General features: G+C 50.6%; 21 protein-coding genes and 1 other annotated feature (1 of these 22 running past the window's edge). All 21 genes read left to right on the top strand.

All coding sequences use genetic code 11. The annotated features are described in order from the left end of the window. Positions 1–79 (top strand) — a sequence feature (ribosomal protein L10 leader region) (it extends 74 nt beyond the left edge of the window). 54 nt (positions 80–133) lie between these two features. Next, complete coding sequence (gene rplJ / locus PKO01S_RS15980) at positions 134–637, top strand: 50S ribosomal protein L10 (RefSeq protein WP_127532438.1); 504 nt, start codon at positions 134–136, stop codon at positions 635–637. Positions 638–712: 75 nt separating this feature from the next. Beyond that, complete coding sequence (gene rplL / locus PKO01S_RS15975) at positions 713–1,075, top strand: 50S ribosomal protein L7/L12 (protein ID WP_127532437.1); 363 nt, start codon at positions 713–715, stop codon at positions 1,073–1,075. A gap of 93 nt (positions 1,076–1,168) precedes the next feature. Next, on the top strand, positions 1,169–1,783 hold the full coding sequence (locus PKO01S_RS15970; RefSeq protein ID WP_127532436.1) for a class I SAM-dependent methyltransferase: 615 nt from the start codon (positions 1,169–1,171) through the stop codon (positions 1,781–1,783). A 546-nt stretch (positions 1,784–2,329) separates the two neighbouring features. Then, positions 2,330–5,878: a DNA-directed RNA polymerase subunit beta gene (gene rpoB / locus PKO01S_RS15965; protein ID WP_127532435.1), complete on the top strand. Its 3,549-nt coding sequence runs from the start codon at positions 2,330–2,332 to the stop codon at positions 5,876–5,878. A gap of 28 nt (positions 5,879–5,906) precedes the next feature. Then, on the top strand, positions 5,907–9,533 hold the full coding sequence (gene rpoC / locus PKO01S_RS15960) for a DNA-directed RNA polymerase subunit beta' (protein ID WP_127532434.1): 3,627 nt from the start codon (positions 5,907–5,909) through the stop codon (positions 9,531–9,533). A gap of 236 nt (positions 9,534–9,769) precedes the next feature. Beyond that, complete coding sequence (locus PKO01S_RS15955; protein ID WP_127532433.1) at positions 9,770–10,009, top strand: ribosomal L7Ae/L30e/S12e/Gadd45 family protein; 240 nt, start codon at positions 9,770–9,772, stop codon at positions 10,007–10,009. A gap of 143 nt (positions 10,010–10,152) precedes the next feature. Continuing rightward, positions 10,153–10,572: a 30S ribosomal protein S12 gene (gene rpsL, locus PKO01S_RS15950; protein WP_006037954.1), complete on the top strand. Its 420-nt coding sequence runs from the start codon at positions 10,153–10,155 to the stop codon at positions 10,570–10,572. Positions 10,573–10,639: 67 nt separating this feature from the next. Then, positions 10,640–11,110: a 30S ribosomal protein S7 gene (gene rpsG / locus PKO01S_RS15945; RefSeq protein WP_006037953.1), complete on the top strand. Its 471-nt coding sequence runs from the start codon at positions 10,640–10,642 to the stop codon at positions 11,108–11,110. 35 nt (positions 11,111–11,145) lie between these two features. Beyond that, entirely contained in the window at positions 11,146–13,221 is a 2,076-nt protein-coding gene (gene fusA, locus PKO01S_RS15940) for an elongation factor G (RefSeq protein WP_127532432.1), read from the top strand. Positions 13,222–13,356: 135 nt separating this feature from the next. Next, positions 13,357–14,547, top strand: a complete 1,191-nt coding sequence (gene tuf, locus PKO01S_RS15935; protein WP_127532431.1) for an elongation factor Tu — start codon at positions 13,357–13,359, stop codon at positions 14,545–14,547. Positions 14,548–14,815: 268 nt separating this feature from the next. Further along, entirely contained in the window at positions 14,816–15,856 is a 1,041-nt protein-coding gene (locus tag PKO01S_RS15930) for an ABC transporter substrate-binding protein (protein ID WP_127532430.1), read from the top strand. 73 nt (positions 15,857–15,929) lie between these two features. Beyond that, positions 15,930–16,856 carry an ABC transporter permease gene (locus tag PKO01S_RS15925; RefSeq protein ID WP_127532429.1) on the top strand — a complete coding sequence of 309 codons (927 nt, stop codon included), beginning with the start codon at positions 15,930–15,932 and terminating at the stop codon, positions 16,854–16,856. Continuing rightward, positions 16,853–17,647, top strand: a complete 795-nt coding sequence (locus PKO01S_RS15920) for an ABC transporter ATP-binding protein (protein WP_127532428.1) — start codon at positions 16,853–16,855, stop codon at positions 17,645–17,647. Before PKO01S_RS15925 ends, PKO01S_RS15920 begins: the two co-directional genes overlap by 4 nt. A 260-nt stretch (positions 17,648–17,907) precedes the next feature. Continuing rightward, positions 17,908–18,216, top strand: a complete 309-nt coding sequence (gene rpsJ / locus PKO01S_RS15915) for a 30S ribosomal protein S10 (protein ID WP_006037947.1) — start codon at positions 17,908–17,910, stop codon at positions 18,214–18,216. 40 nt (positions 18,217–18,256) lie between these two features. Then, positions 18,257–18,880 (top strand): 50S ribosomal protein L3, encoded by a 624-nt coding sequence (rplC, locus tag PKO01S_RS15910; RefSeq protein WP_127532427.1) that lies wholly within the window; start codon positions 18,257–18,259, stop codon positions 18,878–18,880. A gap of 28 nt (positions 18,881–18,908) precedes the next feature. Beyond that, positions 18,909–19,532 (top strand): 50S ribosomal protein L4, encoded by a 624-nt coding sequence (gene rplD, locus PKO01S_RS15905; protein WP_127532426.1) that lies wholly within the window; start codon positions 18,909–18,911, stop codon positions 19,530–19,532. Further along, positions 19,532–19,825 carry a 50S ribosomal protein L23 gene (gene rplW, locus PKO01S_RS15900; protein WP_127532425.1) on the top strand — a complete coding sequence of 98 codons (294 nt, stop codon included), beginning with the start codon at positions 19,532–19,534 and terminating at the stop codon, positions 19,823–19,825. The genes rplD and rplW overlap by 1 nt, the downstream gene beginning before the upstream one ends. 24 nt (positions 19,826–19,849) lie before the next feature. Further along, on the top strand, positions 19,850–20,680 hold the full coding sequence (gene rplB / locus PKO01S_RS15895; RefSeq protein WP_127532424.1) for a 50S ribosomal protein L2: 831 nt from the start codon (positions 19,850–19,852) through the stop codon (positions 20,678–20,680). 68 nt (positions 20,681–20,748) lie between these two features. Beyond that, positions 20,749–21,030 carry a 30S ribosomal protein S19 gene (gene rpsS, locus PKO01S_RS15890; RefSeq protein WP_127532423.1) on the top strand — a complete coding sequence of 94 codons (282 nt, stop codon included), beginning with the start codon at positions 20,749–20,751 and terminating at the stop codon, positions 21,028–21,030. Positions 21,031–21,069: 39 nt separating this feature from the next. Further along, positions 21,070–21,405, top strand: a complete 336-nt coding sequence (gene rplV / locus PKO01S_RS15885) for a 50S ribosomal protein L22 (protein WP_127532422.1) — start codon at positions 21,070–21,072, stop codon at positions 21,403–21,405. A 13-nt stretch (positions 21,406–21,418) separates the two neighbouring features. Further along, positions 21,419–22,084, top strand: a complete 666-nt coding sequence (rpsC, locus tag PKO01S_RS15880; RefSeq protein WP_127532421.1) for a 30S ribosomal protein S3 — start codon at positions 21,419–21,421, stop codon at positions 22,082–22,084.

Below are 22,084 nucleotides of genomic sequence, written 5' to 3'. Positions count from 1 at the left end.
TGTTTGACTTTCCCTTTGGGGGATTGAACAGACCATCATGGCCTTCGCATCGTCTGCGAAGGCCTTTCTCATGCATCACGGGCGGGGAAACGCAAGTAACGGAATGTGCAATAAATTACGGGAGGTGTACAGAATGGCAAACGCAAATATCATCCAAGAGAAACAATTGGCTGTAGAAGAGATTGCTGCGAAACTTCGCAACAGCTCGTCGACTGTCGTAGCGGACTACCGTGGTTTGAACGTAGCGCAAGTTACGGAACTGCGTAAGCAACTGCGTGAAGCGGGCATCGAGTTCCAAGTATTGAAGAACTCGCTCGTTCGCCGCGCTACGGCTTCCGCTGAACTTTCGGATCTGGACGCTGTTCTTACGGGTCCAACGGCAATCGCGTTTGGCGGCGACGACATCGTTGCTCCTGCCAAAATCCTGAGCGGCTTCGCTAAGAAGAACGACGCTCTGAAGATTAAAGGCGGCGTAGTTGAAGGCCGTGTCGTTGACGTAGAACAAATCAAAGCGCTGGCGGATCTTCCGTCCCGCGAAGGTTTGTTGTCCATGCTCCTCAGCGTGCTCCAAGCTCCAGTTCGCAACTTCGCGCTGGCAGTCAAAGCCGTTTCGGAGAAACAAGAAGCACAAGCTTAATGAATTGTCCTGCCGCCTAATTTGGACGGCTTAGCATCAACCATACCAATAACTTAAATTTATGGAGGTTTAACCATGTCTAAAGAGCAAATCTTGGAAGCCATCAAGGCTATGACGGTTCTCGAACTGAACGATCTGGTAAAAGCAATTGAAGAAGAATTCGGCGTAACAGCTGCAGCTCCAGTAGCAGTAGTTGCAGGCGGCGGCGCAGCAGAAGTTGCTGAGCAAACTGAATTCGACGTAATCCTGACGAGCGCAGGCGCATCGAAAATCAACGTAATCAAAGTTGTTCGCGAACTGACGGGTCTTGGCCTGAAAGAAGCGAAAGAAGTTGTAGACAACGCTCCTAAAGCGCTGAAAGAAAAAATTGCTAAAGAAGAAGCTGAAGCTATCAAAGCTAAGCTCGAAGAAGCAGGCGCATCGGTAGAAGTAAAATAATCTCGTTTACGAGATGGCGAACCCCTTGGAGCTTAGCGGCTTCGAGGGGTTCGTTCCTATTTTGCAGACCAATAGCGGGTAGGAGTGAATGCAGTGTCTAATCATTATTACTCGAAGACGCCTGATGTGGCGCATAACCGCCAAGTTCATGAGACGGAATTGCGCGGTATTCGTTTCAAGTTCACAACTGATGCCGGCGTATTCTCTAAATCGGGGATCGATTATGGAAGCCGAGTATTAATCGATGCGCTCGACATTGCTCCTGATGCCAAAGTGCTCGACGTTGGGTGCGGTTATGGCCCGATTGGGCTAACTTGTGCAAAGCTTGCCAACCGCGGACATGTGACGATGATCGATATTAACGAGCGCGCGGTTCAGCTTGCGGCAGAGAATGCGAAGCTGAATGGCATTAGTAATGTAACGCTGCTGCAGAGCGATATATATGAAGCTGTGCGAGGCGGCAGTTACAATGTGATCGTAACCAATCCTCCAATACGGGCAGGCAAAGCGGTCGTTCATCGGATATTCGAAGAGGGCTTCGATCTGATTGAGCCCGGCGGATCGATGTGGGTTGTCATTCAGAAGAAGCAAGGCGCACCGTCTGCAGAAGCGAAGCTAATGGAGCTGTTCGGCAGCGTAGAAGAAGTGACGAAAGACAAGGGGTACCGCATCTTTAAAGCAACCCGTGAAAGAACGGAAGAAGCGTAACTATTTGTTGACTTGACATTTCAATTGTGATATTATTATAAAATGTCAGTATTAGACTGGGCTATTTCTCTTTAGCTGGCTAAAATGTCAAGAACAAAATTCGACCGCATCATGCATAGAAAATAATGAAATGACGTATAATGTTTACGTTTTGGGCAAAATTACTTTAGTATGAGCCTCTATGCTGCGAATCGATTCATCACGCTCCGGCTGGTTGCTCTTTCATCGAACATCATTCGAGATGGAGCCTTTTCTTTACGAGATAAGAAAGCGATCTAGCATCAAACGACCGCCTCCTTATCTCGCAAGGAAAAGCACCGCCCGGGCCTTCCTTTACAGAAGGTGCCGTTAGGAGTTGTTTTTCACAAAGATTCAAAGCCGTCAAGCGAAGCTGGGTCTGCAAGGAGCGGACATCAGCTTCGCTTGACGGGCTGAAAACTTCCTCTAATAGACGGAATGCATCAAGCAGATGCGGTGACCGTCGCGGAAGTTTTTATTGTTTTACGATACGTAAGCTGTGAAGCAGACATGAGGGGTGAGGTTAAGTTGGCAGGACAACTTGTTCAGTATGGTCGACGCACGCGGAGAAGTTATGCGCGCATTAACGAAGTGCTCGAAGTCCCGAACCTGATTGAAATCCAACAAAAGTCGTACGAAAAGTTTCTGGATGCCGATTTACTCGAGTTGTTCCAGGACATTTCGCCGATTCAGGACTTTACGGGCAATCTGTCACTCGAATTTATCGATTATAGCTTAGGTGAGCCTAAGTATTCAGTCGATGAGTCTAAAGAACGCGACGTTACGTTTGCGGCTCCGCTTCGTGTGAAAGTGCGTCTCCTTAACAAGGAAACGGGCGAAGTTAAAGAACAAGAAGTGTTCATGGGCGATTTCCCGCTTATGACCGAGACGGGCACGTTTATTATCAACGGTGCAGAACGGGTTATCGTCAGCCAGTTGGTCCGCTCCCCTAGCGTCTACTTCAGCACGAAGGTCGATAAGAACGCTAAGCGTACCTACACGGCGACGGTTATTCCGAACCGCGGTGCTTGGCTGGAACTCGAGACGGATGCGAAGGACATTATTTATGTCCGTATCGACCGTACTCGTAAAATTCCGGTCACGGTGCTGCTCCGCGCCCTTGGTTTCGGTACGGATGCCGAAATTTTGGACCTGCTCGGGCAAGATGAATATATACGCAATACGCTGGACAAGGACAACACGGATTCGACAGAGAAAGCGCTCATCGAAATTTACGAGCGTCTTCGTCCGGGCGAACCGCCTACGCTGGAGAACGCAAAGAGCTTGCTCGTCGCACGCTTCTTCGATCCGAAGCGCTACGATCTTGCGAACGTAGGCCGTTACAAAATTAACAAAAAGCTTCACATTAAGAACCGTCTGTTCAATCAACGTCTTGCAGAGACACTGGTCGATCCGGCTACGGGCGAAATCATAGCAGAGGCTGGCCAACTTGTTGACCGCCGTTTGCTTGATGAAATTTTGCCTCGCCTGGAGAGCAACGTCGGCTTTAAGACTTACCACGTTGCCAATGGCGTTCTGAACGCCGACGACATTCCGCTGCAGACGATTAACGTATTCTCGCCGTTTGAAGACGGCAAGGTTGTGAAACTTGTATCGAACGGTATTATCGATAAAACGGTGAAGCATATTACGCCGGCTGATATTATCTCGTCGATCAACTACTTCATTAACCTGCTGCACGGCATCGGCAACACGGACGACATCGACCACTTGGGCAACCGTCGTCTCCGTTCCGTAGGCGAGCTGCTTCAGAACCAATTCCGTATCGGTCTGTCCCGTATGGAGCGCGTCGTTCGCGAGCGTATGTCCATTCAGGACGCGAATGCGATCACGCCGCAGGCGCTGATTAACATTCGTCCGGTTATTGCATCGATTAAGGAGTTTTTCGGTTCGTCCCAGTTGTCCCAGTTCATGGACCAGACGAACCCGCTTGCTGAGCTGACGCATAAACGCCGTCTGTCCGCACTCGGACCGGGCGGTCTGACGCGTGAGCGCGCAGGCTTCGAAGTCCGTGACGTACATCCGTCCCACTACGGCCGGATGTGTCCAATCGAGACGCCGGAGGGACCGAACATTGGTCTGATCAACTCCTTGTCGACGTTTGCACGTATTAACGAGTATGGCTTCATCGAAGCGCCGTATCGTTGGGTTGATCCGAAGACGGGTATTGTCTCCGAACAGATCGACTATATGACGGCGGACGAAGAAGACAACTATGTTGTCGCGCAGGCTAATGCGAAGCTTTCAGAAGAAGGCAAGTTCGCAGAGGATGTCGTTCTGGTTCGTTATAACAAACAGAAAAACGACAATATCCTAACAATGCCTAACGAACGTGTTGATTACATGGACGTATCGCCTAAGCAGGTTGTATCCGTCGCTACGGCGCTCATTCCGTTCCTCGAGAACGATGACTCCAACCGTGCGCTCATGGGATCCAACATGCAACGGCAAGCCGTTCCGCTTCTTATTCCTAAAGCGCCGCTTGTCGGTACGGGAATGGAACATAAGTCGGCCAAAGACTCTGGCGTATGTATCGTATCCAAATACGACGGCGTCATTGAACGGGTATCGGCTAATGAGATCTGGCTGCGCCGCATCGAATTGATCGATGGCAAACCAGTGCAAGGCGATCTCATTAAACATAAATTGCACAAATTTATGCGTTCTAACCAAGGAACGTGCATTAACCAGCGTCCGCTAGTCAACAAAGGCGATGTTATCCGTAAAGGTGATATCCTTGCCGATGGTCCGTCGACGGAGCAAGGCGAATTGGCGCTGGGCCGCAACGTGGTCGTTGCCTTCATGACTTGGGAAGGTTACAACTACGAGGATGCGATTCTTCTTAGCGAGAAGCTTGTGAAGGAAGACGTCTATACATCGATCCACATTGAAGAATATGAGTCCGAAGCTCGTGATACGAAGCTTGGACCGGAAGAAATTACGCGCGATATCCCGAACGTCGGTGAAGAAGCGCTGAAGAACCTTGACGAGCGCGGTATTATCCGTGTCGGTGCTGAGATCAGCGCAGGCGACATTCTCGTTGGTAAAGTAACGCCTAAAGGCGTTACGGAGCTGACGGCTGAAGAGCGTCTCTTGCATGCAATCTTCGGTGAGAAGGCTCGCGAAGTCCGTGACACGAGCTTGCGCGTACCGCACGGTACGGACGGTATCGTGGTCGACGTTAAAGTATTCACCCGTGAGAACGGCGATGAGCTGCCTCCTGGCGTTAACCAACTCGTACGTGCCTACATCGCTCAGAAACGTAAGATCTCTGAAGGTGACAAAATGGCAGGACGCCATGGTAACAAAGGTGTCATCGCGCGCATCATGCCAGAAGAAGATATGCCGTTCCTGCCGGACGGCACACCTGTTGAAGTCGTGCTGAATCCGCTCGGCGTACCTTCGCGGATGAACATCGGTCAGGTACTCGAGGTTCACCTTGGTATGGCCTGCAAACGTCTCGGTATTCACGCTGCGACGCCGGTATTCGACGGTGCTCGCGAGTACGACGTGTTTAATGCCATGGAAGAAGCAGGAATGCAGCGCAACGGTAAGACAGTGCTATACGACGGCCGCACGGGCGAAGAATTCGAACGTGAAGTAACGGTCGGCGTCATGTACATGATCAAACTGGCGCACATGGTTGACGATAAAATCCATGCCCGCTCGACGGGTCCTTACTCACTCGTTACGCAGCAGCCGCTCGGTGGTAAAGCACAGTTCGGCGGTCAGCGCTTCGGTGAGATGGAAGTATGGGCGCTCGAAGCATACGGTGCAGCTTATACGCTGCAAGAAATCTTGACCGTCAAATCCGATGACGTCGTAGGTCGCGTGAAGACGTACGAGTCGATCGTGAAAGGCGAGAACGTGCCTGAGCCAGGCGTTCCTGAATCGTTCAAAGTATTGATTAAGGAACTTCAAAGCCTTGGCATGGATGTGAAGATTTTGTCCGAGGACGAGCAAGAAATCGAAATGATGGAAATCGACGACGAAGAGGAAGGCGCTGGCGACAAGCTCAATTTGAACTTGGAAGGCTCAGAAGCCGGAATCGAATAAGCGATACTTGACGAAGGAGGGTTGCTCCTTGTTGGACGTGAACAACTTCGAGTATATGAAGATCGGGTTGGCATCTCCCGATAAAATTCGATCGTGGTCCCGCGGAGAAGTGAAAAAACCGGAAACCATCAACTACAGGACGTTGAAGCCGGAGAAGGAAGGCCTCTTCTGCGAGAAGATTTTCGGACCAACGAAAGACTGGGAATGCCATTGCGGCAAATATAAACGGGTACGTTACAAAGGCGTCGTCTGCGATCGTTGCGGCGTCGAAGTAACGCGCTCGAAAGTGCGCCGTGAGCGGATGGGCCATATCGAGCTCGCCGCTCCGGTATCCCACATTTGGTATTTCAAAGGCATTCCAAGCCGGATGGGCCTGGCACTTGATATGTCGCCGCGCTCGCTGGAAGAGATCATTTACTTCGCATCTTATGTTGTAACGGATCCAGGCGAAACGCCGCTTGAGAAGAAACAGCTGCTGTCTGAGAAAGAATACCGCAGCTATCGTGAGAAGTACGGCTATGGTTTCCAAGCAGGGATGGGTGCAGAAGCTGTTAAGAAGTTGCTGCAGGACATCGATCTGGAGAAAGAACTCGATACTTTGAAAGAAGACCTGCGCACGGCTCAAGGCCAACGCCGCAACCGCGCGATTAAGCGTCTGGAAGTAATCGAGGCTTTCAAAAGTTCGGGCAATCGTCCGGATTGGATGATTCTCGACGTGCTCCCGGTTATTCCGCCGGAGCTTCGTCCGATGGTTCAGCTCGACGGCGGACGTTTCGCAACGTCTGACCTTAACGATCTGTATCGTCGTGTAATTAACCGGAACAACCGTTTGAAGCGTCTGCTTGACCTCGGCGCTCCAGACATTATCGTGCAGAACGAGAAGCGGATGCTGCAAGAAGCAGTCGACGCGCTAATCGACAACGGCCGTCGCGGCCGTCCGGTCACGGGTCCGGGTAACCGTCCTCTTAAATCGCTCAGCCATATGCTGAAAGGTAAACAAGGACGTTTCCGTCAGAACTTGCTCGGTAAACGGGTTGACTACTCCGGTCGTTCGGTTATCGTTGTAGGTCCGTATTTGAAAATGTATCAATGCGGTCTGCCGAAAGATATGGCGCTTGAGCTGTTCAAGCCTTTCGTAATGAAAGAGCTTGTCAACAAGGGCCTCGCTCATAACATCAAGAGTGCGAAACGCAAAGTCGAACGCGTAAGCGCGGAAGTATGGGATGTTCTCGAAGAAGTTATTAAGGAGCACCCGGTTCTCTTGAACCGTGCCCCTACGCTTCACCGTCTCGGCATTCAAGCGTTCGAGCCAATTCTGGTAGAAGGCAAGGCAATCCGTCTTCATCCGCTCGTTTGTACGGCATACAACGCCGACTTCGACGGTGACCAAATGGCCGTTCACGTTCCATTGTCTGCTGAAGCACAAGCGGAAGCTCGTCTGCTCATGCTGGCTTCGGGCAACATCTTGAACCCGAAAGACGGCAAGCCGGTCGTAACGCCATCCCAGGATATGGTTCTCGGCAGCTACTACTTGACGTTCGACAACAAGGAAACCAAAGGCACTGGTCTAGTATTCGCCTCCGTTAACGAGGCAGTATCCGCTTATCAACGCGGTGCGGCTGGACTGCATGCTCGCGTATTCATTCCGGCACGTGTACTTGGCAAGAAGTCGTTCACAGAGAAGCAACAGGATGCTCTTCTGTCGACGACGGTCGGCAAAATTATATTCAATGAAATATTCCCGGATACGTTCCCGTTCATCAATGAAGCTTCCAAAGCGAACTTGCTGCATGGAACACCGGACAAATACTTCATTTACGAGAAGGGCGCAGATCTGGCGAAATTCACAGAGGAACTCGCGACGGCACCAGCCGTTGGCAAAGAGTACCTCGGTAACATTATCGCAGAATGCTTCCGTATCTATGAAACGACCAAAACGTCGATGATCCTCGACCAAATTAAGAAACTCGGCTTCACGTACTCGACTCGCGCCGGTATTACGGTTGCTGTATCCGATGTAACGGTGCCAGTTGAGAAAGACCAGATCATGACCGAATCGGATGAGAAGGTTAAACTCGTGACGAACCAATATCGTCGCGGTTTAATTACGGACGAGGAACGTTATGACCGTGTTATCGAGATTTGGGGCAAAGCGAAAGATAAAGTGACGGAAGCGCTCATGAAATCGATGGAACGCACGAACTCCATCATGCTCATGGTTGATTCCAAAGCACGGGGTAACAAATCGCAGATCACGCAGCTTGGCGGTATGCGCGGTCTGATGGCAACGCCATCCGGCCGTATCTTTGAAATTCCGATCAAATCGAACTTCCGTGACGGCCTGTCCGTCCTCGAGTACTTCATCTCGACACACGGTGCGCGTAAAGGTCTTGCCGATACAGCCCTCCGTACAGCGGACTCGGGTTACTTGACCCGTCGTCTCGTCGACGTAGCTCAGGACGTTATCGTCCGTGAAGACGATTGCGGAACCGATAAAGGCTTCACCGTAAGTCAGATCCGCGACGGCAAAGAAGTTATCGAGGATCTGTATGACCGTATCGAAGGACGTTATTGCTTCGCAACCGTTCGTCATCCGGTTACCAAAGAAGTCATTGCCCGCCGCAATGAGCTGATCGATTCGAATAAAGCAGAAGAGATCGTCGATGCTGGCGTACAGACGCTGCAGATCCGTTCGGTACTCAGCTGCCGCGCGCGTCATGGCGTCTGCAAAATGTGCTACGGCCGCAACTTGGCGACCGGCAAATTCGTTGAAATCGGCGAAGCAGTCGGCATCATCGCTGCTCAATCGATCGGCGAGCCGGGCACGCAGCTCACCATGCGTACGTTCCATACCGGCGGCGTTGCCGGAGACGATATTACGCAAGGTTTGCCGCGTATCCAAGAGCTCTTCGAGGCGCGTAACCCGAAAGGTCAAGCGACGATCAGTGAAATCGACGGCGTAGTCAAAGAAGTTCGCGACGGCAAAGACCGCCGCGAAATCGAAGTACAAGGCGAAGCTGAGACGAAAGTGTACAGCGTCCCTTATGGTTCCCGTCTGCGCGTAAGCGAAGGCGTGAAACTCGATGCCGGTGACGAATTGACGGACGGTTCGATCGATCCAAAAGAAATGCTGCGTATTAAAGGTATCCGCGGCGTGCAGAACTACATCCTTCAGGAAGTTCAGCGCGTTTACCGGAACCAAGGCGTAGAAATTAACGATAAGCACGTCGAAGTTATGATCAAGCAGATGCTTCGCAAAATCCGCATCGTCGATGCGGGCGATACGCCGCTTCTGCCTGGTTCGTTCGTCGACATTCATGAATACGAAGCAGCGAACCGCAATGCGATTCTTGCAGGCCTCGAGCCAGCAGTCGCGAAGCCGGTTCTCCTCGGTATTACGAAAGCGTCTCTCGAGACGGATTCGTTCTTGTCGGCTGCATCGTTCCAAGAAACGACGCGCGTATTGACTGACGCTGCGATCAAAGGCAAAGTCGACCAATTGCTCGGCTTGAAAGAGAATGTCATTATCGGCAAGCTCATTCCGGCTGGTACGGGTATGACTCGTTACCGGAGCATCCGCTTCGCAGGCTTGGAAGACGAAATTGTCGAAAACGACAATGCGGCAGAGAATCAATCGGTAGCGGTTGAATCTTAATCTGCGTTGACACGTGAACGATTAGAAGTTTACGGAAGCTGTGGACGTTGGGAGGCGCTTAGGCGTCCGCCGGCGTCTGCAGGTTCCGTTTCTTATGAAAGACCGTATTTTTACAGTAATAATATATGTAATAATTCAAGTGATACGCCTTGACATGAATGGGCGTCAGGTGCTAATATATCGAAGTGTGCCTGTTCGTGTGATCCCTGTCCGCCAGGACGAAGAAAGGTGATTGCATGCAGTACAAGATCGGCACGAAGCAAACGACGAAGATGGTAGAGCTTCGCAAAGCCGTACTCGTCTATGTCGCTCAAGATGCAGATCCGCGGATGACGGACCGTATCGTCCGGTTATGCGGGGAGACAGGGATTGAAGTTACATGGGTGAAGACGATGAAGGACCTCGGGGAAACCTGCGGGATTGATGTCGGAGCCGCTATGGCAGCAGTCATTCCAGACTCTTCGGATGACGAATAGAGAATCGTTATTTTTGTCGGCAGTTTATTTCAAGTGAACGGGCTGACAGAAATTTTTCTTTGTTTCTTTATGAATCGCCTGGATCTGTGGGCTTAATTTTAGTAAGATCATAAGCGGTACAAATATGGGAAGGGGGTGGCAACATGCCAACTATTAACCAGCTGGTCCGTAAAGGACGTCAAGCGAAAGTCGTTAAATCGAAATCGCCAGCTCTGCAAAAAGGTTTCAACGCACTGAAACGTGAGGCTACGAACATCAGCGCTCCTCAAAAGCGCGGTGTCTGCACTCGTGTAGGTACAATGACTCCGAAAAAACCGAACTCCGCACTCCGGAAATATGCCCGTGTACGTCTGACGAACAAAGTCGAGGTAACGGCATACATCCCAGGTATCGGTCACAACTTGCAAGAGCACAGCGTCGTATTGATCCGTGGCGGTCGTGTAAAAGACCTTCCGGGTGTACGTTACCATATCGTGCGCGGCGCGCTTGATACTGCGGGTGTTAACAACCGTAAACAAGCTCGTTCCAAATACGGTACGAAACGTGCGAAAGTGAAGAAATAATCGTATAAGCAGAGATGCTTATTACAAAGCTACAAATAGTCATTATTGAAGAAAGGGGGACATCCTCATGCCACGCAAAGGTCCTGTAACGAAACGTGATGTACTGCCGGATCCGGTGTACAATAGCAAGCTGGTAACTCGCCTCATCAACCGTATTATGATCGACGGCAAGCGCGGCGTTGCACAAACGCTGCTGTATGATGCTTTCAAACTGATTCAAGAGCGTTCGGGCAAAGAGCCTATGGAAGTTTTTGAAGCAGCAATTAAGAACATCATGCCTGTCCTTGAAGTTAAAGCTCGCCGCGTAGGCGGTTCCAACTATCAAGTTCCGATCGAAGTGAAACCAGAGCGCCGTACGTCGCTTGGTCTTCGTTGGCTCGTGAACTACTCCCGCAACCGCGGTGAGAAAACGATGGTAGAACGTCTGGCTGCTGAAATTCTGGACGCATCGAACAACACGGGCGCAGCTGTTAAAAAACGCGAAGACACGCACAAAATGGCGGAAGCCAACAAAGCGTTCGCACACTACCGTTGGTAGGATTCACATTCGTATAATCGGAAGGAGACATAATCATGGCAAGAGAGTTCTCCTTGAAAAATACGCGTAACATCGGGATTATGGCGCATATTGACGCTGGTAAAACCACGACTACCGAACGGATCCTGTTCTACACGGGCCGTACCCACAAAATCGGCGAGGTGCACGAAGGTGCAGCAACGATGGACTGGATGGAGCAAGAGCAGGAGCGCGGCATCACGATTACGTCTGCTGCGACGACTGCTCAATGGAATGGTCACCGCATCAATATTATCGACACCCCGGGGCACGTTGACTTCACTGTTGAAGTTGAACGTTCCCTGCGTGTATTGGACGGGGCTGTAGGTGTTTTCAGTGCGAAAGAGGGCGTTGAACCTCAGTCCGAGACTGTATGGCGTCAAGCGGACCGCTACGGCGTTCCACGGATCGCATACGTCAACAAAATGGATATTATCGGCGCAGACTTCCTGAATGTCGTAAAAGACATGCGCGAGCGTCTTCAAGCCAATGCTGTCGCAATCCAATTGCCAATCGGTGCTGAGAATGATTTCATCGGCATGATTGATCTGATTGAGCGTAAAGCATATAAGTACAAAGATGACCTCGGTAAAGATCCTGAGGAAATCGAAATCCCAGCGGACCTCGCAGATAAAGTCGAAGAGCTCCGTGCGGATCTGGTAGAGAAAGTTGCAGAACTGGATGAAGAATTGACGATGAAGTACCTCGAGGGTGAAGAAGTCACAATCGCGGAACTGAAAGCAACGCTCCGTAAGGGCGTTTGCGAAGTTAAAATCTTCCCAGTTGTATGCGGTTCTTCCTACCGTAACAAAGGCGTTCAGTTGATGCTTGACGCTGTCGTTGACTTTTTGCCAGCTCCAATCGACGTTCCTGACATCAAGGGTACCCTTGAAGACGGCACGGAGACGACTCGCAAATCGGCTGACGATCAACCGTTCGCAGCACTGGCGTTCAAAATCATGACTGACCCGTATGTCGGTAAACTGACGTTCTTCCGCGTATATTCCGGTGTATTGAGCTCCGGTTCGTATGTTGTGAATGCAACGAAAGGTAAACGTGAACGGGTTGGCCGTATCCTTCAGATGCACGCTAACAGCCGTCAAGAGATCAGCGAAGTTTACTCCGGTGATATCGCGGCTGCAGTAGGTCTGAAAGATACGACGACCGGCGACACGCTGTGCGACGAGAAGAACCCGGTAATTCTTGAGTCGATGAACTTCCCAGAGCCAGTTATCCAACTCGCGGTTGAGCCTAAGACTAAGGCTGACCAAGACAAAATGGGTATCGCGCTTCAGAAGCTCGCTGAAGAAGATCCGACGTTCCGCGCTCACACGGACGAAGAAACTGGTCAAACGATCATCGCGGGTATGGGCGAGCTCCACTTGGAGATCCTCGTTGACCGTATGCTTCGTGAATTTAAAGTCGAAACGAACGTAGGCGCACCACAGGTAGCTTACCGTGAGACTTTCAAAGTTGCTGCTAAGGTAGAAGGTAAGTTCGTTCGCCAATCCGGCGGTCGTGGCCAGTTCGGTCATTGCTGGGTTGAGTTCGAACCACAAGAGCCAGGCGCAGGCTTCACGTTCGAGAACAAAACGGTGGGTGGTTCCATTCCTCGTGAGTTCATCGGACCTATCCAAGCTGGTATCGAAGAATCGATGAAAAATGGTGTCCTCGCAGGCTTCCCGCTTGTTGACATCAAAGCAACTGTTGTCGATGGTTCGTACCATGACGTTGACTCCTCGGAGATGGCGTTCAAAATTGCTGGATCGATGGCGCTTAAAGCAGCTAAGGAGAAATGTTCCCCTGTACTGCTTGAGCCAATCATGAAAGTCGAAGTTAGTGTTCCGGAAGAGTACATGGGTGACGTAATGGGTATGCTTAGCTCCCGTCGCGGCCGCATCGAAGGTTCGGACACGAAACACGGCTCTTTGATCGTTCGTGCGAAGGTACCTCTTGCAGAAATGTTCGGTTACTCGACGGTTCTCCGTTCGGGTACGCAAGGACGCGGGGTATTCTCGATGGAACTGTCTCACTATGAGGAAGTTCCACGTTCGATCTCCGAAGCAATCATCGCGAAGAACAAAGGCGCTTAAGTCTAACGTTCTAAGGGTAATGGCTTAGGGATAAGGTTTACTTGGTTGTCTTGCGGCTTGCGCGACAAGTCGTAAGCCGCGGATACCATCACATACACACTACAAATTATATTTATTTAAGGAGGCACATGTTCAATGGGTAAGGCTAAATTTGAACGTAATAAACCGCACGTTAACATCGGTACGATCGGTCACGTCGACCACGGTAAAACGACGACTACGGCTGCAATCACGACGGTACTGTCGAAAAAATACGGCGGTGCTGCTGTAGCATTCGACCAAATCGACAAAGCTCCAGAAGAGCGCGAGCGCGGTATCACGATCTCGACAGCTCACGTTGAGTACGAGACGCCTAACCGTCACTACGCACACGTTGACTGCCCAGGTCACGCCGACTACGTTAAAAACATGATCACGGGTGCAGCACAAATGGACGGCGCTATCCTCGTCGTATCCGCAGCTGACGGCCCAATGCCACAAACGCGCGAGCACATCCTGCTCTCCCGCCAAGTAGGCGTTCCTTACATCGTCGTATTCCTGAACAAATGCGACATGGTTGAAGACGAAGAGCTCCTCGAGCTCGTTGAGATGGAAGTTCGCGACCTTCTGAGCGAGTATGAGTTCCCAGGCGACGACACGCCAATCATCCGTGGCGCTGCTCGTGAAGCTCTGGCAAACCCAGATGGCCCTTGGGCTGACAAAATCATCGAGCTGTTCGAAGCAATTGACAGCTACATCCCTACGCCTGAGCGCGACACGGAAAAACCGTTCCTGATGCCAGTCGAGGACGTGTTCACGATCACGGGTCGTGGTACGGTTGCTACAGGTCGCGTAGAGCGCGGTGTAATCAAAGTCGGCGACGAAGTAGAAATCATCGGTCTGCAAGAAGAAACTCGCAAATCCGTTTGTACGGGTGTTGAGATGTTCCGCAAACTGCTTGACTCCGCTCAAGCTGGCGACAACGTAGGCGCACTGCTTCGCGGTGTTGACCGTAAAGACATCGAGCGTGGTCAAGTTCTGGCAAAGCCAGGTTCCGTTAAACCACACACGAACTTCACGGCTCAAATCTACGTTCTGACTAAAGAAGAAGGTGGCCGTCACAAGCCTTTCTTCACGGGCTACCGTCCACAATTCTACTTCCGTACGACTGACGTTACGGGCATCATCAACCTGCCAGAAGGTACGGAGATGGTAATGCCAGGCGATAACATCGAAGTTACGGTTGAACTGATCGCTCCAATCGCTATCGAAGAAGGCACGCGTTTCGCTATCCGCGAAGGCGGCCGTACGGTAGGCGCTGGTGCAGTTGCATCGATCCAAAAATAATGCCTTGCAGCGGTAACGCCGTAATGCATTGACGAAAGCCTCAAGTCATTTATATGACTTGAGGCTTTTTTGTTTTATATATACATGGATGGTAAATATTTTTATGGTGTATTTTACCATTAATAAAATGTAAATTCTTAATATTGACGATATAAACATTCAACAAGTAGTATTAATATAAGCAAAAACCGTGTCATTCTTGTGTAAAAAACAGGAATGTACGTATTGTCTATGCTCGAAGAGACACATACATCAGGAGGGGTTCATTTTGTTCAGCAAGAGAGCATGGGGTTCACTCGTATTGGCAGCAACGCTGCTCGTTTCCGCAGGTTGCGGAAGCAAACCAACCGATTCGAATGGCAGTAATGAAAGTACGAATGCGGGAAGCGCTGAGAAGACTTACAAGATCGGTATCTCGCAGATCGTCGAGCATCCGGCACTTGACGCAACACGCGAAGGTTTTATTGCGGCGTTGAAAGATGCGGGGCTTGTAGAAGGCACAAACCTGAAAATCGATTATAACAATGCGCAAGGCGATCAGACGAACAATCTGTCCATTGCACAGAAGATTGCCGGCGATAAAGACGATCTCGTCCTGGCAATTGCAACGCCATCGGCACAAGCGGTCGTTCAACAAGTGAAAGATACGCCAGTATTGTTCGCTGCTGTAACGGATCCGGTAGCGGCTGATATCGTTAGCAGCATGGACCAGCCAGGGGGCAATGTCAGCGGGGCATCGGATACGAACCCTGAGGCTATTGCGCAATTGATGAAATTTATCTCGACGGACTTCCCGAACGTGAAGAAGCTCGGCCTCATTATTAATGAAGGCGAGACGAACGCAGTCGTTATGGCGGATATCGCGAAGAAAGAACTTGCGAAATACGGAATCGAGCTGGTGAAAGCACCAGTTACGAATACGTCCGAGGTTAAACAAGCTGCCGACTCGCTCGTGGGCCGTGTAGATGCTTTGTATGTAACGCTCGACAACATGGTGGTTAACGGTTTTGACGCTGTCGTACAGACGGCAAATGATAAACATCTACCGCTCTTCTCGAGCGACCGTGATACAGTGGAGAATGGCTCGTTTGCTACGGTTGGCTTCAAATATTATGACCATGGCTATCAAGTCGGCCAGATGGCAGCGGAGATTTTGAAAAACGGAAAAAAACCGGGCGATATGAAAATTACGGTACCGGACAAGCTTGATCTGATCTTGAATGAAAAAGCAGCTGCAGCGCAAGGCATTACGATTACGGATGCGATGAAGGCACAAGTGAAAGATCAAGAGAACAACATTATTAAGTAAGTATAGATGGATTAAGCGGGGTGATGCGGTCTTCGTGTTGCCCCGCTTTATTTATGAAGATGGAGGGATCGTAATGTTGGATTCGTTGTTATGGGGTCCTACTGAGCTTGGTCTTATGTATGCATTAATGGCACTCGGCGTATATATTACGTTTCGTATATTAGACTTTCCGGATCTGACGGTTGACGGAAGCTTTACGACGGGGGCTGGTATCGCAGCTTATATGATCACGCATGGCTCTTCGCCATGGGTGGCGAGCATTGCAGCATTCGCAGGCGGTATGGCTGCCGGTGCTTGTACGGGGCTGCTGCATACGAAGGGGAAGATCAATGGCCTGTTATCTGGTATTCTGATGATGATTGCGTTGTATTCGATCAACTTGCGCATTATGGGAAGACCGAACATTTCTCTTATTAAGGAAGAAACGATTTTTACAGGTGTTGCGGTATTGGCTATTATGCCAGTAATCGTTATTGCAATTAAAGTTCTGCTTGATGTATATTTGCATACGGATCAGGGATTAAGTTTACGTGCAACGGGCGATAATGCAAGAATGATCCGCAGCTTCGGTGCCAATACCGATATAACGAAAATTATCGGCATTAGCCTATCGAATGGCCTTGTCGCACTATCGGGTGCATTGATTGCTCAGCAAAGCGGCTTTGCCGACATTTCGATGGGTATCGGAATGATCGTCATCGGACTCGCATCCGTCATAATCGGCGAGGCAGTGTTCGGTGCAAAGAGTGTTATCCGCGCTACACTTGCCGTTGTGCTTGGTTCGATTCTATATCGTGTTATTGTAGCTATTGCGCTTCGCATTGAATGGTTAGATACATCCGATTTGAAGCTGATTACAGCGCTCATCGTTATTATTGCGCTCGTGTTCCCGTCTGTAAGGAAACATATGAAGCAGAAGGCAAATGCGCGCAAACGCTCGGCGCAATTGCTGTCCCAATCGTCCGGCCCTGCGCTGACGAAAGGAGGGGCACCGCAATGATTGAAATTTCGAAAGTATCCAAGCTGTTTAACCCTGGTACGGTAGATGAGAAAATCGCGTTGATCGGCATTGATCTGAAGCTGAATCCGGGCGATTTCGTCACGGTAATCGGCAGCAACGGTGCCGGTAAGTCTACGCTAATGAATATTATATCCGGCGTTATGAAGCCCGATACGGGAGAAGTCAGCATCGACGGAGGCACAATTACACAGCTCTCCGAGCATCGCCGTGCCAAGTGGATCGGCCGCGTGTTCCAAGATCCGATGGCAGGCACAGCGCCGAATATGTCCATTGAGGAAAATATGGCGATGGCCTATAAGCGCGGTCAATCCCGGATGTTTCAATTCGGCGTTACCCGGGCAAGAAAAGAGTTGTTCAAGCAGCAGCTGCGCAAGCTCGGCATTGGCTTAGAGAACCGGCTGCGCGCTAAGGTCGGAATGTTGTCCGGCGGCGAACGCCAGGCGCTCAGCCTGCTTATGGCGACATTCACAAAGCCGCAAATTTTGCTGCTCGACGAACATACCGCTGCACTCGACCCGGCAAGGGCTGAACTGATTACGCAATTGACCGAAACACTTGTCCGCGAGATGAATCTGACGACGCTCATGGTGACGCACAACATGGAGCAAGCGATCAAGCTTGGCAATCGTCTTATTATGATGGACAAAGGACGCATTATATTAGATGTAGATGCAAAGCAAAAGAAAGAGCTGACGGTTGAGAAGCTGCTTGGCGAGTTCGAACGGATCAGCGGCCGCAAGCTGGCAGACGACCGTGTCGTGCTTGGATAATCCGAATTAATTTATGAATGTCGTTGTTTAATTGTACGCTGGTTAAACGACGACATTTTTAATTAAATGGAAATGACGTAATGAATAACTTTCTGTTGCATTCGCCCGAATGTTTCGATATAATATTGATTGTTGTTCTGTGACGTTGCGATGATGTGAGAGGTTGCCGACACACCCGGCCCCTTTGCCATGGGGCAAGTGAGCGGGTTTTCTCACGGAGTATGTCCGATAAAAATTGGGCGATAGAAGGAGGGACTTATATGGCAAAGCAAAAGATTCGTATTCGCTTGAAAGCATACGATCATAGAATTCTTGACCAATCCGCTGAGAAAATCGTGGAAACAGCAAAGCGATCCGGTGCAGGTGTATCCGGTCCGATTCCGCTTCCTACGGAAAAGCAAATCATCACCGTTCTCCGCGCGGTACACAAGTACAAGGATTCCCGGGAACAATTCGAAATGCGCACGCACAAGCGTCTGATCGACATTGTAAACCCAACGCCGCAAACGGTTGATGCACTGATGCGACTCGACCTGCCATCCGGTGTAGATATCGAAATCAAACTGTAAGACCCAAACGATAGAGTAACAAAGGAAAAGAGGTGTCAACATGAAGGGTATCTTAGGTAAAAAACTCGGCATGACGCAAGTGTTTACGGCTGAAGGCAACGTAATTCCTGTAACGGTAATCGAAGCTGGCCCGAACGTCGTCCTGCAAAAGAAAGACCAAGAAAACGACGGCTACGAAGCTGTTCAACTTGGTTTCTCGGATAAGAAAGAAAAGAACGCAACGAAGCCGGCAATCGGCCACGCGAAAAAAGCCAATACGGCTCCTAAGCGCTACATTCGTGAAATTCGCGGTATCAACCTCGGCGAATATGAAGTTGGCCAAGTCGTTAAGGCTGACCTGTTCACGGAAGGCGAATTTGTTGACGTAACGGGTATTTCGAAGGGTAAAGGTTTCCAAGGTACGATTAAACGTTGGGGACAAAGCACGGGTCCTATGTCTCACGGCTCGCGTTACCACCGTGGTCCAGGTTCGATGGGTTCCATCCAAGCGAACCGCGTACCAAAAGGTAAACACCTTCCAGGCCATATGGGTTCTGAGACGGTTACGATCCAAAACCTCGAAGTTGTACGCGTTGATGCAGAGCGCAACGTAATCTTGGTTAAAGGTTCGATCCCAGGTCCTAAGAATGCACTCGTTAAAGTCAAATTGACGGTGAAGAAATAATCGTTTCTAAAGAAAGGAGGAACTAGCTATGCCTAAAGTAGCTCTTTACAACGTGAGCGGCTCGCAAGTAGGCGAAGTTGAGCTCGCGGACAGCGTATTCGGCATCCAGCCGAACTCGCACGTACTGCACAGCGCAGTGCTTCTGCAACAAGCTGCAGAGCGCCGTGGTACGCATAAGACTAAAGGACGTTCGGAAGTTCGCGGCGGCGGCCGCAAACCTTGGAAACAAAAAGGCACTGGTCGCGCTCGTCAAGGTTCGATCCGCGCTCCACAATGGGTTGGCGGTGGTACGGTATTCGGACCGACTCCACGCAGCTACGCATTCAAGCTTCCAAGAAAAGTTCGCCGTCTGGCGATCAGATCGGCTCTGTCCACGAAAGTGATCGGCAACGAGATCGTTGTTCTGGATCAACTGACGTTGGCAACGCCGAAAACGAAGGAATTCGCAGCTATCCTGAACAACTTGAAGGTGGCTCGCAAAGCGCTCGTAGTTACGGCTAACTACGAAGACAACGTAGCGTTGTCGGCGCGTAACATTCCAGGTGTGAAGTTCGTTGCAGCTGAAGGCATTAACGTGCTTGACGTACTGCAATACGACAAACTGATCATCACGAAAGAAGCCGTAGAGAAAGTTCAGGAGGTGCTTGCGTAATGAAGAACCCACGCGATATTATCAAGCGCCCGGTTATTACGGAACGCACCAGCGACTTCATGGCTAACAAGCGTTATGTCTTTGAAGTTGACATCCGTGCTAATAAAACGGAAATCAAAAGCGCAGTCGAGCAAATCTTCAAAGTGAAGGTCGACAGCGTGAACACGATGCGCGTACCGGCTAAACCGAAGCGTTATGGCCGTCATAACGGATATACGTCTGAGTGGAAAAAGGCGATCGTTCAACTGAGCGCCGAAAGCAAAGAACTCGAGTTCTTCGAGGCTTCTGTATAAACTTGAAGATAGGAGGGAAACCAAGTGCCAGTTAAGAAGTATAAACCGACATCCCCGGCTCGTCGCGCTATGTCTGTCTCGACGTTCGAAGAGATCACGACTAACGTGCCGGAGAAATCGTTGCTTGCTCCGCTTTCGAAGAAAGCAGGCCGCAACAACCAAGGTAAAATTACGGTTCGTCACCACGGCGGCGGACACAAACGTAAATACCGTATCATCGACTTCAAACGTACTAAGGATGGTATCGTTGGCCGCGTAGCGACGATCGAGTACGATCCAAACCGTACGTCGAACATCGCACTGATCAACTATGCAGACGGCGAGAAACGCTACATCATCGCGCCTAAAGGTCTGAAAGTTGGCGACCAAATCATGTCCGGTCCAGAAGCGGATATCAAAATCGGTAACTCGTTGCCGCTTGAGAACATTCCGGTCGGTACCATTATCCACAACATCGAGATGAAGCCTGGTAAAGGCGGTCAGCTCGTGCGTGCAGCAGGTACGGAAGCTCAATTGCTCGGTAAAGAAGACGAGTACGCTGTTATTCGTCTGACGTCCGGCGAAACGCGCCGTATTCTCAAGAAGTGCCGTGCTACGGTTGGTACCGTAGGCAACGAAGATCATGAGCTCGTGAAAATTGGTAAAGCTGGCCGTTCCCGTTGGCTCGGCAAGCGTCCAGAAGTTCGCGGCGTCGTCATGAACCCGAACGATCACCCGCACGGTGGTGGCGAAGGTCGCGCTCCAATCGGTCGCAAATCGCCAATGTCCCCTTGGGGCAAACCAACGCTGGGCTTCAAAACCCGCAAGAAAAAGAAAGCATCGAGCCAATACATTATTCGTCGTCGTACGAAGTAATGAGTGCTTGATAAGATCTGCGTGACGGGTAACCGTCACGCGCACGTTAAGTGAAGGGAGGATCATCCATGGGTCGCAGTTTGAAGAAAGGTCCGTTCATCGACGGTTACCTGCTCAAGAAAGTTGAAGAGCTGAACGCAGCGAACAAGAAAGTCGTGATCAAGACGTGGTCCCGTCGCTCGACTATTTTCCCGCAATTCATCGGCCACACGCTGGCTGTATATGACGGTCGCAAACACGTGCCAGTATACGTAACGGAGGACATGGTCGGACACAAGTTCGGCGAGTTCGCTCCAACGCGTACGTACAAAGGCCACGACGGTGACGATAAGAAAACGGGTCGCCGTTAATTAACGGTGTGACTCTATGTTACGAGAGGAGGTTCATCCATGGCACAAGCGAAAGCGCAAGCTAATTTCGTTCGTATCGCACCTCGTAAAGCCCAACTGGTCGTTGATTTGATTCGCGGCAAGAAGGTTGGTGAGGCGATCGCGATTTTGCGTCACACGCCAAAGTCCGCTTCCCCAATCGTGGAGAAGCTTCTGAACTCCGCTATCGCAAATGCGGAGCATAACTACCAGTTGGACGTTAACAAGCTGGTAATCGAGCAAGTATACGTGAACCAAGGTCCTACGTTGAAGCGGTTCCGTCCGCGCGCAATGGGTCGCGCAAGCCGTATCAACAAACGTACGAGCCATATCACTTTGATCGTATCTGAGAAATAAGGAGGGAAAACGTGTGGGTCAAAAGGTAAATCCAGTCGGTCTCCGTATCGGGATCATTCGTGACTGGGAATCCAAGTGGTTTGCAGGTAAAGATTTCGGCGATCTTCTTATCGAAGACGTTAAAATTCGTGAATACCTGAAGAACAAGCTGAAAGACGCAGCCGTTTCCCGCATTGAGATCGAGCGTGCCGCTAACCGCGTCAACGTAACGATCAACACGGCGAAACCAGGCATGGTTATCGGCAAAGGCGGTTCGGAAGTTGAAAACCTCCGCAACCAACTCGCTAAAATCACGAACGGCAAAAAAGTGCATATTAACATCACGGAAATCAAACAAGCTGATCTCGACGCTATCCTCGTAGCGGAAAGCATCGCACAACAGCTTGAGCGCCGGACTTCGTTCCGCCGTGCACTGAAACAAGCGATCCAACGCACGATGCGTTCGGGCGCTAAAGGTATCAAAACGTCGGTTAGCGGTCGCCTTGGCGGCGCTGAGATCGCACGTACGGAAGGTTACAGCGAAGGTACGGTTCCGCTTCATACGCTGCGCGCAGACATCGACTACGGCACAGCTGAAGCACACACGACTTACGGCCGCATCGGCGTAAAAGTGTGGATCTATCGCGGTGAAGTCCTTCCAACTGCTAAGAAGAAAGCTGCTACGGAAGGAGGCAACTAA

It is taken from the genome of Paenibacillus kobensis NBRC 15729 (assembly GCF_004000825.1).
Classification (GTDB): Bacteria; Bacillota; Bacilli; order Paenibacillales; family Paenibacillaceae; genus Paenibacillus_T; species Paenibacillus_T kobensis.
The sequence above is the reverse complement of the archived record's forward strand: the minus strand, read 5'-3'. Positions and strand labels throughout refer to the sequence as shown.